The sequence below is a fragment of the Gelidibacter sediminis genome (assembly GCF_004364975.1).
GTDB classification, from domain to species: domain Bacteria; phylum Bacteroidota; class Bacteroidia; order Flavobacteriales; family Flavobacteriaceae; genus Gelidibacter; species Gelidibacter sediminis.
On record NZ_SOBW01000007.1, the window covers coordinates 735,876 to 748,378 of the forward strand.

12 protein-coding genes and 1 tRNA gene are annotated in these 12,503 nt (G+C 35.3%); 6 read left to right on the forward strand and 7 right to left on the reverse strand.

The window, feature by feature from the left end; all coding sequences use genetic code 11:
- Positions 1–15: 15 nt before the first annotated feature.
- The gene (locus BXY82_RS03115) at positions 16–1,218 is read right to left on the reverse strand and encodes a porin (RefSeq protein WP_133756713.1); all 1,203 of its coding nucleotides are present in this window, start codon (positions 1,216–1,218) and stop codon (positions 16–18) included.
- A gap of 371 nt (positions 1,219–1,589) precedes the next feature.
- On the opposite strand from BXY82_RS03115, the gene BXY82_RS03120 reads away from it, so the two are divergent.
- On the forward strand, positions 1,590–1,946 hold the full coding sequence (locus tag BXY82_RS03120) for a toxin-antitoxin system YwqK family antitoxin (RefSeq protein ID WP_133756714.1): 357 nt from the start codon (positions 1,590–1,592) through the stop codon (positions 1,944–1,946).
- 70 nt (positions 1,947–2,016) lie between these two features.
- Here BXY82_RS03120 and pth read toward each other — a convergent pair whose 3' ends face one another.
- The 3 genes from pth to BXY82_RS03135 all read right to left on the reverse strand — a co-directional run bounded on the left by pth (position 2,017) and on the right by BXY82_RS03135 (position 4,435).
- On the reverse strand, positions 2,017–2,583 hold the full coding sequence (gene pth, locus BXY82_RS03125; protein WP_394345921.1) for an aminoacyl-tRNA hydrolase: 567 nt from the start codon (positions 2,581–2,583) through the stop codon (positions 2,017–2,019).
- 204 nt (positions 2,584–2,787) lie between these two features.
- Positions 2,788–3,432 carry a 50S ribosomal protein L25/general stress protein Ctc gene (locus tag BXY82_RS03130; protein ID WP_133756716.1) on the reverse strand — a complete coding sequence of 215 codons (645 nt, stop codon included), beginning with the start codon at positions 3,430–3,432 and terminating at the stop codon, positions 2,788–2,790.
- A 61-nt stretch (positions 3,433–3,493) separates the two neighbouring features.
- A complete protein-coding gene (locus BXY82_RS03135; RefSeq protein ID WP_133756717.1) occupies positions 3,494–4,435 on the reverse strand; it encodes a ribose-phosphate pyrophosphokinase in 942 nt (313 codons plus the stop codon).
- Between the two features lie 452 nt (positions 4,436–4,887).
- Between BXY82_RS03135 and BXY82_RS03140 the strand changes: the two genes are divergently transcribed.
- Entirely contained in the window at positions 4,888–5,133 is a 246-nt protein-coding gene (locus BXY82_RS03140) for a GIY-YIG nuclease family protein (RefSeq protein WP_133756718.1), read from the forward strand.
- 19 nt (positions 5,134–5,152) lie between these two features.
- A tRNA-Leu gene (locus tag BXY82_RS03145) sits at positions 5,153–5,233 on the forward strand.
- Positions 5,234–5,350: 117 nt separating this feature from the next.
- Here BXY82_RS03145 and BXY82_RS03150 read toward each other — a convergent pair.
- The 3 genes from BXY82_RS03150 to BXY82_RS03160 all read right to left on the reverse strand — a co-directional run bounded on the left by BXY82_RS03150 (position 5,351) and on the right by BXY82_RS03160 (position 7,726).
- The gene (locus tag BXY82_RS03150; protein ID WP_133756719.1) at positions 5,351–5,668 is read right to left on the reverse strand and encodes a GNAT family N-acetyltransferase; all 318 of its coding nucleotides are present in this window, start codon (positions 5,666–5,668) and stop codon (positions 5,351–5,353) included.
- Positions 5,669–6,011: 343 nt separating this feature from the next.
- The gene (locus BXY82_RS03155) at positions 6,012–6,710 is read right to left on the reverse strand and encodes a LytR/AlgR family response regulator transcription factor (RefSeq protein WP_133756720.1); all 699 of its coding nucleotides are present in this window, start codon (positions 6,708–6,710) and stop codon (positions 6,012–6,014) included.
- Positions 6,710–7,726: a sensor histidine kinase gene (locus tag BXY82_RS03160; RefSeq protein ID WP_243835665.1), complete on the reverse strand. Its 1,017-nt coding sequence runs from the start codon at positions 7,724–7,726 to the stop codon at positions 6,710–6,712. Before BXY82_RS03160 ends, BXY82_RS03155 begins: the two co-directional genes overlap by 1 nt.
- A gap of 233 nt (positions 7,727–7,959) precedes the next feature.
- Between BXY82_RS03160 and BXY82_RS03165 the strand changes: the two genes are divergently transcribed.
- The 3 genes from BXY82_RS03165 (at position 7,960) to BXY82_RS03175 (ending at position 12,350) form a co-directional block, all read left to right on the forward strand.
- The gene (locus BXY82_RS03165) at positions 7,960–8,391 is read left to right on the forward strand and encodes a DoxX family protein (RefSeq protein ID WP_133756722.1); all 432 of its coding nucleotides are present in this window, start codon (positions 7,960–7,962) and stop codon (positions 8,389–8,391) included.
- Between the two features lie 9 nt (positions 8,392–8,400).
- Complete coding sequence (locus tag BXY82_RS03170; protein WP_133756723.1) at positions 8,401–10,866, forward strand: outer membrane beta-barrel family protein; 2,466 nt, start codon at positions 8,401–8,403, stop codon at positions 10,864–10,866.
- 530 nt (positions 10,867–11,396) lie between these two features.
- Positions 11,397–12,350: a hypothetical protein gene (locus BXY82_RS03175; RefSeq protein WP_133756724.1), complete on the forward strand. Its 954-nt coding sequence runs from the start codon at positions 11,397–11,399 to the stop codon at positions 12,348–12,350.
- The last annotated feature ends 153 nt before the right edge of the window (positions 12,351–12,503 follow it).

Consider the following 12,503-nt stretch of genomic DNA (forward strand, 5'->3'; position numbering starts at 1 on the left):
GTAAATGTTATGTTTTTAAAAATGGACAGCAAATTGTAAACGGAACATTAATTGATCTTCAGAAGCCTTTGCATTTAAATAACTTAGGTCCGTCTGAACCTTCAATTTATGTCCCAAAATATATTTTGAAACCCCAAAGGTGTATTGGTTTTCTACGTCGTCGCCAGTGATTTGTTTTTCAGGATTAAGATTGGAATATCTACCGGTCACTTCCCAATTATTTTCAAACACATAGCCCATTTGCAGATTAAACCCTGAACCTACTTCCACAACATCTCCAGTGGTTGTACCATCAGAATTTTTCGCAACCGCATCATCCGCAGATCTATCAGCATATTCAGCCATTAAAGAAAAACCTTGATATTTCACTAAGGCATCAATAAATAATGTGGAAATATCGGTTTCGTGAAATCCAGTATCGGTGACCATATACCGTCCCTGATTACTCCCTGATTTAACAGCGTTATCATTAAAATCATATGCAACACCAAACGCTAATTTCGGCGTTGGTTCTCTATAAATATCACCTCCTAAAAACGCACCGCCTTTAATGAAATCTCCAAGCGGGTAAAATTCCAATCGCGATGTATATTGATTCCCACCGAAGTTGCCAGAAGTCACATTGCGGCCTTCACCTTGAGAAATGGCAAATGCTTCTTTTAAGAGCATCTTATCAGAAAGTTTAATCTTATGATGAATTTGCAGTCCTAAATCGCGATCAATTCCGAAGGATTTATTCATTAGAGAACGGTCAACCAGTTGAAGATTGCCTGATGATGTCAGGGTTTCCATATCGCCTGGAAGTTTTGTCTGTCCAAACCACAATTCAAAATTCTCATAAAAATTCCATTTCATAACCGCATCAACAATATACCGTGGCGCATTATTTGTGTAAACAGAAGCCCCAGACATATCTCTATTAGAAAGTCCCAATGCTATTTTATAAGTTAATTTTGGAGAATAGACGAATCCGTAAAATTTAAGACGTGCCCTTCTTATTATGAATTGTGATTGAGTATCTGTAAAAGAATTATTACGTTCTGTCCATTCAGATGCACCTTGAAATTGCAGCTGTAAGCCCATTCTCATTGAAAAAGTACTGTCTTTCCCAACTATATTAAAGATACCGTTACCTAAACTAGGCCCTTCAGTAGTTTGTGCATTAAGAAATGTACTTATACCAAAAAGCAGCACAAAGAGTCCAGAAGATAATTTCATAAAATCAGTATTAGTTTTTGTCACTGCAAAGAACCAACACTAAACTGTATTTAATGTTTCCTTAACATTAAATTTTCAAATAAACAAAACTGCCTTGGCCAAAGGCAGTTTTTAGAATTCATGATATTATAGTCGACAAAAACTAATAAAATATAATGAAATACTACTGATGAATGTCTTAAGACTATTGCAAATATCAAATATTATTCGCTGTGTTATGTCAAGACAATATTAACCTTAATGCCTACAAATAATATTTTCAATCCCCTCATTGGCATTCAATTACATCTCCAATGTTAACTTAACGTTACCTTAATGTTGCGTTTATGTTAACTATTCTTTATGTTTGTGTATCGTCAAAACCTAAACATATGAAAACATCCATCTTATTCATCGCTGCTATATTATGTTCTGCAACTACAATCTCCCAGGAAAAACGAGACCTAAAGCTCAATGATAAGGAGAAAACTATTGAAGTTATTTATTATCATGACAATGGTGCTGTAAACCAGAAAGGTACTTATACGCTAGACGGAAAGCTTCAAGGTGAATGGTCAGAATATGACCGAGCGGGGAATAAAACCGTTGCCGCTACCTTTGATAATGGCAAAAAAGTTGGGAAATGGCTTTATTTTAACGCAGAAACTGTAAAAGAAGTACACTATAATCAGAATGCTATAGTAAGTGTGAGCGCTCCTAAAAAAGCACAGAGTCTTATAAAGCAATAAACACATAAAAACAAAAAAAGCATCCCTTTGGATGCTTTTTTTTATTGAGTAATTTAACCGACAAAGATGTTTACTGCCCGTTAAAGGTATTCATCGTAATATTGACCCCTGCCATTGCGAAAGATTTGATCAGTTCAACCGATTTATCCAAGCGCTCTCCCAATTTTGCGTTCTCCTCCGGCGTCCATTCACCCAACACATAATCCACCTGCCTGCCTTTGCTAAAGGCATTACTTATCCCAAATCTAAATCGGTTGTAATTAGTAGTCTGTAATTTATCCTGCGTATCTTTCAATCCGTTATGACCACCTGCACTCCCTTTTGTCTTTAAGCGAATGGTACCAAAAGGTAAGTTCAAATCGTCAGTAATAACCAATACGTTTTCTAAAGGGATGTTTTCCTTAGCCATCCAATACACAATAGCCTTACCGCTTAAATTCATATAAGTATTAGGTTTCAACAAGATAAATTGTCGCCCTTTAAACTTATACTCAGCAACATCTCCCAATTTTCGGGTTTCAAAATTTAAATCTTCCTGTTTGGCCAAATGATCTAAGACCTTAAAACCAATATTATGTCTTGTATTTACATAGTCACTTCCAATATTACCAAGACCTACAATGAGATATTTTTTCATAGTGCTTTCTTCAACCTGATTTGATCGCTTTGAGGGTTTAAAAATATGTCTTAAAAACTTCAGCATTCTCGAGCTATGCGCTGCATTTTAAATATTCTTATAAATCAGAAGGGTTCAAAATAATTTACCATTCTAATTGTTGACAAAAATAAAAAAAGCATCCTGAATACACAGAATGCTTTAAAATATGTCGTGAAGCAAGATTTATTCTTGACCTTCTGCCGCACCTTCAGTAGCTTCCGCTCCCTCTGCTGCTGCTCCTTCTTCTAATTCTTCTTCATCATCTTCAAACTCAGCAACACTTGCTCTAGAACGTCTTACTTGACAAACTACAGTGTTATCTGGGTGTAAAAATTTGTAATCAGGGTTCTCTAAAGAAGTGATATACAATTTACCACCAATTTTTAAAGGCGTAATATCAGCTTCAATAAAATCTGGCAAGTTAGCTGGTAGAGCTTTTACTCTTAGTTTACGTTGGTTTCTACGTAGAACACCACCGTTTAATACTCCTTTAGAAGTTCCGATAATATGCACAGGAATATCCATTGCTATTTCTTTATCATCAAATAACTGATAGAAATCTATATGTAAGATTCTGTCTGTTACAGGGTGAAACTGGATATCTTGCATAATAGCATTAAAAGATGATCCGTTTTCTATGGCAATCACAACTGTATGCGCATTAGGCGTATAAACCAGTTTAGAGAAAGCCAATTCAGGTGCTGAGAAATGCACTGGTTTGTCTCCTCCGTATAATACGCAAGGAACCTGACCAGCATTACGTAAGGCTTTTGTTGACTTTTTGCCCACGCTTTCTCTTTGAGATCCATTGATTGTAATTGATTTCATTTTGAAAATTTATAGTTAATAATTAAAAATACATTTTTGGTATGCAGCTTTTTAATAAAGACTACATTAAGAACTTAGAGCTGATTGACTTGTTGTAATGCACATTATGCATAACCTCAGCAAATAAGTTAGCGCAACTGATTACTCTAATCTTGTCGCTTTTTTGTTTTAAAGGAATTGAATCTGTTACGATTAACTCCTCTAATTTTGAATTTTCCAAACGCTCATAAGCATTTCCAGATAAAATTGGATGTGTACAAATAGCTCTTACACTCAATGCACCGCGCTCCATCATTAAATCAGCAGCTTTGGTCAATGTTCCGGCGGTATCCACCATATCATCTACCAATACGACGTTTTTACCTGTTACATCACCAATCAATTCCATATGTGAAATGACATTAGCCTTTTCACGTTGTTTGTAACAAATAACCACATCACTTTCTAAAGCTTTAGAATAGGCATAAGCTCTTTTGGAACCACCCATATCTGGCGAAGCAATAGTTAGGTTGCTCAAGTTTAACCCTCTTAAATACGGCAAAAACACTGTAGACGCGAACAAATGATCTACGGGTTTTTCAAAAAAGCCTTGAATTTGATCAGCATGCAAATCCATGGTGATAATTCGGGTAGCTCCTGCAGCCTCCAACATTTTCGCAACTAGTTTAGCTGCAATTGGAACACGAGGTTTATCCTTTCTGTCCTGTCTTGCCCAACCAAAGTAAGGCAACACTGCGGTAATGTGTCTTGCTGAAGCACGCTTTGCAGCATCAATCATCAATAACATTTCCATTAAATTTTCAGGTCCAGGATGTGTGGATCCGATAATAAACAATCGCGTACCCCTAATAGATTCTTCATAAGATGGCTGAAATTCGCCGTCACTGTATGTTGATGTAATAACCTTACCAAGAGGCTCACCAAAGGTGGCTGCAATTTTTTCGGCTAGTTCCCTACTCTGAGAACACGTAAAAATCTTGGCTTTAATAGCAACGTTAGGCATCTGTAATGAGGTGTTTTATAGCGAATTAATACTCGATCTGTTTAACAGGCTGCAAATTTAGGAATTTATTTGGACAGAAATGGATAAATAATAGATATTTTTAGTTGTTTTTGATTAATGGTTGAAAATAGAATCAAGATCGCTTTGCTGTAGGAGCCAAGAATCAAGACTTTAAATTCTGATCGGGATAATTCATGTTAAGATTTAGAATTCAGCTAGTTGGATTATAAATCGACAAAACCATGAAATTAAAAATCATTTAGTACAAGATTAAGAGCCCTATTTTAGAGTAATTTTTTATAAAATTTTCTAATACTCACAAAATTTTATCCCTCAACAATGATTGTTTATTATAAATTATTTTATAATTTTGCAATCCTAATTGCTCAAGTGGCGGAATTGGTAGACCTGTCTGCCGACAGGCAGGCGCGCTTTCTTAATCTCATTGACATATGTATCACGTTTATGCAATATCAAGTACGATTAAGAATTACATTTATGTAGGAATGACCGCTAACCTTGATGATAGATTAGAAAGACATTTTAAAGGACTAGAAAAAACGACAAAGGCCTACCAACCTTTTGAGTTGATTTTCACAGAAATAGCTGAAACGCGAGTGTTGGCTAGAATGAGAGAGAAGTATTGGAAATCTGGAGTTGGTAAAGAACAGCTTCGATTGCTAAGGGATAACAAATAAAGTATAGCACCGAATAATTGCTCAAGTGGCGGAATTGGTAGACGCGCTGGATTCAAAATCCAGTTCCTTTGGAGTGTGGGTTCGATTCCCACCTTGAGTACAGAAGGCTTCAACTGAAATGTTGGAGCCTTTTTTTGTTACACCTGTAACGCTTAAAAGAATTTATTTAGGTCGCAGATCAATTCTCAAAAGCACAGTCAATTACTGTACATTTGATTTAAAGTTTGTCATACCCATTAAATGTTGGACTAACAATACGTTTCCACTCTGGATGTTTCTTGATATAAGCAAACACGTATGGGCAAAAGGGAAGCAAAGAGATATTATTATCATCCAAATAATGTAATGTTTTCTCAACCACGGCAGCTGCGGCACCTTTCCCCGCTAATTCCGGATCTGTTTCAGTATGTATCAAGGCTATTTTATCACCAGATTCCTTATAATCGATGAAAGCGAAGTGCCCATCAATTTCAATTTCAAAGCGTTTTTTCTCTTCGTTTTTAACTAATGGAATGTCAATATATTCTGTTTTCATTGTTTAAAATTTTAGTACAAATAATTTATGTGATAAACGTGATCTAGGTTTTACTTCAGCATTAAACTAAACTGATAGATTCAAATTAACTTATAAAATGTCAGGTTCAAAACCAAAATCATCCAATACATGTAAATTTAATAAATCCTTTTAACACTTAAATGTATTCCTTTCAAAAGAAGAAAAATAAGTTGTTTCCATAATATATTCTTCAGAACGCCGATTCGAACCTTACCTTAAGTCTTCAACAGACATACCGTAGTTTTACACACAACTTGATTGAAAAACGAACGCAATCCGATGCACCATCTTATAATAACAAGTAACAACTTGTACCCTGTATTTAAGTAAATCGTTTCATAAAGTCATTTTTATACGCCCTACCAACAGGAATTCTAATATCTCCCTCTATAAACACTTGGTTTCCGGAAATTTTCAAAATCTTACACGTATTGAATATATAAGATTTATGAATGCGCATAAATTTCTTTGCTGATAGTGTGTCTTCCCAATGCCGCAAAGATTCAGAAGACAATAGTTTTTTATCTTTTAAGTGTATTTCAGTATAATCGGAATCCGATTTTAAAAAGATAATGTCGTCAGTCATAACCCGTATAAGGTCATATCCGCTTTTTATATAAACCTCCTGAGATGTGTTACTCTGGTCAATGGCCTCCTTAGCTAAATTCGCATCGCTTGACTTGCTAATTTTGGAGACTGCTTTCACAAATCGCTGAAAAGAAAAGGGTTTCAAGAGATAATCCACCACATTATGTTCATAACTTTCCAGAGCATACTCTTGAAAAGCGGTCGTTAAAATCACTTGTGGCGGATTGGTCAAGGTTTTCAAAAAATCAATACCTGATAATTTTGGAAGATGGATATCCAAGAACATTACATCTATCGTGACTGAATTCAAGATCTGCATCGCTTCCAGTGCATCGGTATAAGTGCCCACTAAATTTAGTGACCCTATATCTTCGATATATTTTTTCAGAATGCGTTGGGCTGGCATTTGGTCTTCTATTATGATGCAGTTCATTAGCCTTGGGTTTTGCTTAAATTGATGGTTAGATCAACTATGTATTGGTCATGTTCAGTCTCGATTTGTAGAGTGTGACACTTTGGATAAATCAGTTCCAAACGTTTTTTGACGTTCTCCAATCCTATGCCGCTATCCATACTTTTTGTATTGCTCTGTTCACAAAACGAATTCTTACAAATAAAATGTAGGACACCGTCATCACAGACCTTAACGTCAATAACTATGATAATATTTTTGGTCTGGCTAGACACACTGTGTTTAAAAGCGTTCTCTATAAACACGGAGAGAATTAAGGGTGCAATCTGATAATTGGAAGGAATATTCCCTTTTTTAAAAGTAACCTCGCCACGACCTTCAACATGAAGTTCGCTTAAATTAATATAGTTTTGTATATGCTCCAATTCCTTTGTAATTGAAACAAAAGGAGCTTGGCATTCATACAACATATAGCGCAAAACAGAAGAAAGCTCTAAAATAATCTCTGGTGTTTTTGGAGATTGTTCTACCGCATAAGCATACAAATTGTTCATATTATTAAACAAAAAATGTGGATTGATCTGTGACTTCAAAAATTGTAACTCACTTTCCTTTACCGTATTTCTCAATTCGATAACTTCTTGCTGTTTTTTTAAGGCATCCCAAGCAAATTTAAAACCCACCAAAATGGTAATGGTCGGCATCGTGCTCAATAAATTATAGAACACACCCAAGAATTTTGTTCCTCGCGTGTCCGGATAAAAGATTTGCTCTAAAAATGCCTCTTCCACAAAAATTACAATTCCGATAATCACAAGTGCGTAAATAACAAATTCTAAATAACGGTTTTTATAGAGATAGCGCGGTAATAAGGCATAATTGATAACGAGTGCGGCAAGAGCATAATTGAGAAAGAAAAAGAGTTGGTATGATTCTATCCCTGGCAAACGTCTATCAAATCCAAAAAACACAAACACCGTAATATTCAGCAGGACCTGAAAAATTAGCTCTTTTAAATTAATATGTGATGAGGACATTTTAAAATTCATCCTATAAAAGTAAATAATTTATAAGGTACTAACTTAATAAAAGACGTCATCGACTGTCTGAATACTATAAACAGCAATTTTACACCTCTAAATGCACATATGATTTTTAAGGTAGAAGTTCTGTCGTTCACGGGAAAATATTTTCACCTACGCGGTTCCATTGGTTTCTTTGCAACATCAAATTAAACAACAAACTAAAAATTATAAATAATTAAAATTAGATGAAAGCACTAGAAAAATTCACAAACTTCACTTTAAATGATACAGGCCTCTTGCTTTTGAGGTTGTTTTTAGGTTTAACAATGTTATTTGCTCACGGAATCGGAAAATGGGGACGACTTTTTGGCAGTGGAGACATCCGGTTTTCAGATCCTTTTGGTGTAGGCGATACCACTTCTTTGGCTTTGGCAGTTTTTGCCGAGGTAATTTGTAGCATATTATTGGCTCTGGGCCTACTGACACGCTGGGCTTTAATACCACTAATTATAACAATGTTTGTAGCGGCATTTATAGTCCATATTAATGATGATTTTGGAATAATGGAAAGAGCCTTGCTTTATGGCGCTGGTTACGTGACCTTATTCCTTACGGGCCCTGGTAAATATTCTATCGATTATTTCTTGAGAAATAGAAAAACAGAGGTCAATCAATAAAAAAGGGTTATGAAAAAATATATTAGCATTATCCTGTTATGTATGTCTTTTGTGTCATTTGGGCAAAGCCCAGGTGATACAAAAAAAGTTACAATAACCGGAACCATTATAGAGGCCTCTACAGGCGCCGTATTAGAATATGCAACAGTGGCGTTTACAGATATGCAAGGCAAGATTGTAACGGGCGGTATTACAGATTTGGAAGGTAAATATGCCATTAAAGTACCGGCTGGAATGTATAAAGTTACATTTGAATTTATTGGCTTTGAAACCAAAACATTGGAGAATCAAAATTTAAATAAGGACACCACTTTGCCCACTGTTAAGTTGGCAGAAGACTCTCAGGCTCTTGATGAAATCGTAATTAGAGCAGAAACAACCGAAGTACAGGTAAGGCTCGACAAGAAAATTTATAACATCGGGAAAGACCTTACCACAAGTGGCGCCAATGTAGGCGATGCATTGGCAAACGTCCCATCTGTTACCGTAGATATTGACGGCGCCATAGCCTTACGAGGTAATGAAAATGTACGTATATTAATTAACGGTAAACCTTCCGCAATTGCTGGCTTCGGTTCTACTGACGCCTTACGCGCGCTTCCTGCTGATGCTATAGACCGGGTTGAAGTAATCACATCGCCATCCGCTCGATATGACGCCGAAGGTACTGCCGGTATCTTAAATATAATATTACGAAAAGAAAAAACTTTGGGCTTAAATGGGTCCATACAAACCAATATTGGCTACCCAAACAGTAGTGGTATTAATGGAAATATTAATCTTCGAACAGAAAAATTCAATATTTTTAATACCACAGGTTGGGGGTATCGCGAATCTCCTGGAAAAGCTATATTTAAGAATCAATACCTTTCCGAAAATATAATAAATCCTCTAGTAATCGAAACGCGGGATGGAGACCGTATTGGTAGAAATTTCAACACCAATTTAGGGATTGAATATTTCCTTTCTGACAAAACTTCCCTTACCGCTTCTGCATTTTTCTCAAGTGGTAATGATGATGATGAAACCGTTAATTTAGCCAATGAATTCAATAGCTCAAATGAATTGGCCATCAGCAGAAATCGAACCGAATATGAATTTGAAGATGATAAAAACTATCAATTTGCCTTAAACTATATTACGAAGTTTGATGATAACGGTCACGAACTAAAAGCCGACTTTCAATATGAAAATAGGAACTCTGATAATACATCGCAGATTGATGAACTAAATACATTTCCAAATCTAGATATTTTACCTTCTGAGTTTATTACTTCGGATAATACTCAAAAGGAATATCTTGCCCAAATAGATTATGTACGCCCTATTGGCGAGAATGCGCAATTTGAAGCCGGTTATCGCGGAAATTTCTCAGAAACTTCAACCGACTACGAACTGACAGAACAGCTCACGTCTGGCGGGAATTTTATTCGTAACGATAGTTTGTCCAATATTTTCAATTATAAGGAAAATGTCAACGCAGTCTATACGCAATATGGGAATAAGTTTGGAAAATTTTCATTCTTGGCAGGTTTGCGTTTAGAACACACCCAATTAAAAGGTAAAGTAAATGCAGAAAATGTCGAAACCATTGAAGACGATGCACTCCACATTGATTTTGACAAGTCTTACACAGGTCTGTTTCCGACCTTGAACTTTACTTACGAACTCAACGATCGTGAAAACATTACCTTGGGTTATAACCGAAGAATCAATAGACCAAGAGGTCGTTGGATAAATCCTTTTCCATCCCGCTCCAGTGAGGCGAATATTTTTCAAGGAAATACCAATTTAGACCCAGCTTTTTCAAGTGCTTTTGATCTTGGGTATTTAAAGCGTTGGAGCAAACTGACTTTGACTACTTCCATTTATTATCAACACGAAACTGATGCCTTTGAACGCATACAGGAAGATACGGGTAATGAAACACCAAATGGCATCCCCATCATAAGAATGCTCCCAATAAATTTGAGCACCAATAAACGTATTGGTTTTGAAGCCGGTATTTTATACAATCCTGCACCATGGTTGCGCCTTAATGGAAGCTTCAACTTCTTCCAATTTAATACCGAAGGCGAATTTAATGGCGTAGATTATAGTGCCAAAAACACCAGTTATTTTGCCAGAGGTAGCGCCAAGGTTAGCTTGCCTTATCAAATTGATTGGCAAACCAATGCTTTTTATCGCGGACCATCCAACGATGCACAATCTGAAAATGAAGGCATTTTATCCGTGGACCTTGCTTTAAGTAAAGACATTTTTAATGATAACGCCACCTTAGGGCTTAATGTAAGTGATGTGTTCAATTCACGAAAAAGAAAGACACTTACTACCACCAACACATTTATTAGTGAGAGTGAATTTCAACGACGTCCGCGCTCGATAAATTTATCATTTACCTATCGTTTTAACCAACAAAAGAAAGCGCGTCAACAAAACAATCAAAATAATGATGATAATGGAGAGGATTTTTAATTCGAAATTTTATATAATCTAACTTAATTTAAAGGGTTAGTACAAACTTCTTATTATCTAAAAGAAACCCTTTTAGTTTGAATATGTCAGAAGCGATTGCATAAAATACAAAACTATTATCAGAATTTATATTCTAGAAATAGTAACTTGGACTCTATTCAATCGCTCTGTTATATTTATAATACTAGTGTGGTTTTAATTATCACTGTAAATGTCACAGTCAGGTTTCGCATAGTAGACTTAAAGCTTATCATAATCATAGTTTACAGAAATGCTCGTATAATTTGAGGAATGTTTATATTTTCAACAATCTTCCGACTATCCTTTTGTTTAGTGCGTATCGATAACTGCAAATGATAAATTAATTTGCCAATCATGTCAAATATAAGCAGAAATGCCTATTGGAATAACCATAAATATTAAGTTACTTGCTGTTACAATTCGCCACATATAAAATTCCTGTCTCATAATTATAGACATGTTACGGTATATGTATTTACGTGAATGCTACATTACTGAACTGATATAAAATGAAAAAAATCCTTCTAATTGCAATTATTACATTAAACTCATTTCAATTTTATTCACAGACTGATAGTACCAAAGTCGCTTTCGTGGCCTATTGGTCAATTGGTGATAGTTATGATTTTAAAGTCTCAAAAACAAATCAGCAATGGAAAGAAGACAAACTCGTTAAAGATCAAAAGCAGGAATATATTGCAAATTTCACCGTAATTGATTCCACAGAAACTTCGTATACCATAAAATGGAGTTACAAAAACAATTTAGGAAACACCTATAATATTCCTCAAGAATTATCGGATAAATTTTCAAAGTATGATTTGATAGAAATCATATATACAACGTCTGAACTTGGCGATTTGATAGAAATAATTAATTGGGAGGAAGTCAGTGAAACCATGACTAGCATGATAAGCGACATTGTTAATGTTTTAAGTAAAAATGATGAGAACCTGGCTAAAAAATTAAAAAACTCATTAGAACCTTTATCAGCTATATATGGCACAAGGCAAGGCATTGAAGAGTTGGTGTTAAAGGAATTACAGTATTTTCATTTTCCAATGGGCGTTGAGTTTGATATTACGCATCCTTTTTATTACGATGACGAGTTGCCAAATATGTTTGGTGGAGATCCGATAAAAGCAAAAGCGGCGCTGACTTTTGAAAATGTCGATTTTGATGAACGCTTTTGCACCATAAAACAAGAATTGAATTTAAATCCAGAAGACACCAAAGCGTTATTAAGACAGGTTGTTCTTAAAATGAATGAAGGCAACACAGAAACTGAAGAGGTGTTAAAAAATGCTGTGTTTGAAATACAAGACAACAATACGTACGACTATTATTACTATCCTGGAGTTCCACATAAAATTGAAACGGTTAGAGCAACAACTATTAATATTGATAATTCACCAGGCAAAAGAATCGACACTATGACTATTGAATTAATTTACAACGATTAAAACAATTCTAACAATCACTAACTCCGTCTCGGTTATTTTTTACACTGACATTGGAGAAAATAAAAGCAATCCCTCCACTCATCATCGCCATATCACAAATCACTCCCCCCTTTTAGCTTAAATAATACCCATTTTAACTTCTATAAAATTGTT

Coding starts and splice junctions, on each gene's coding strand:
- BXY82_RS03150 (WP_133756719.1), bottom strand. CDS start 5,668: ATGAAAACAGAATATATTGACATTCCATTAGTTAAAAACGAAGAGAAA.
- BXY82_RS03170 (WP_133756723.1), top strand. CDS start 8,401: ATGAAAAAATATATTAGCATTATCCTGTTATGTATGTCTTTTGTGTCA.
- BXY82_RS03130 (WP_133756716.1), bottom strand. CDS start 3,432: ATGAAATCAATTACAATCAATGGATCTCAAAGAGAAAGCGTGGGCAAA.
- pth (WP_394345921.1), bottom strand. CDS start 2,583: ATGAAAAAATATCTCATTGTAGGTCTTGGTAATATTGGAAGTGACTAT.
- BXY82_RS03120 (WP_133756714.1), top strand. CDS start 1,590: ATGAAAACATCCATCTTATTCATCGCTGCTATATTATGTTCTGCAACT.
- BXY82_RS03155 (WP_133756720.1), bottom strand. CDS start 6,710: ATGAACTGCATCATAATAGAAGACCAAATGCCAGCCCAACGCATTCTG.
- BXY82_RS03175 (WP_133756724.1), top strand. CDS start 11,397: ATGAAAAAAATCCTTCTAATTGCAATTATTACATTAAACTCATTTCAA.
- BXY82_RS03140 (WP_133756718.1), top strand. CDS start 4,888: ATGTATCACGTTTATGCAATATCAAGTACGATTAAGAATTACATTTAT.
- BXY82_RS03165 (WP_133756722.1), top strand. CDS start 7,960: ATGAAAGCACTAGAAAAATTCACAAACTTCACTTTAAATGATACAGGC.
- BXY82_RS03115 (WP_133756713.1), bottom strand. CDS start 1,218: ATGAAATTATCTTCTGGACTCTTTGTGCTGCTTTTTGGTATAAGTACA.
- BXY82_RS03135 (WP_133756717.1), bottom strand. CDS start 4,435: ATGCCTAACGTTGCTATTAAAGCCAAGATTTTTACGTGTTCTCAGAGT.
- BXY82_RS03160 (WP_243835665.1), bottom strand. CDS start 7,726: ATGTCCTCATCACATATTAATTTAAAAGAGCTAATTTTTCAGGTCCTG.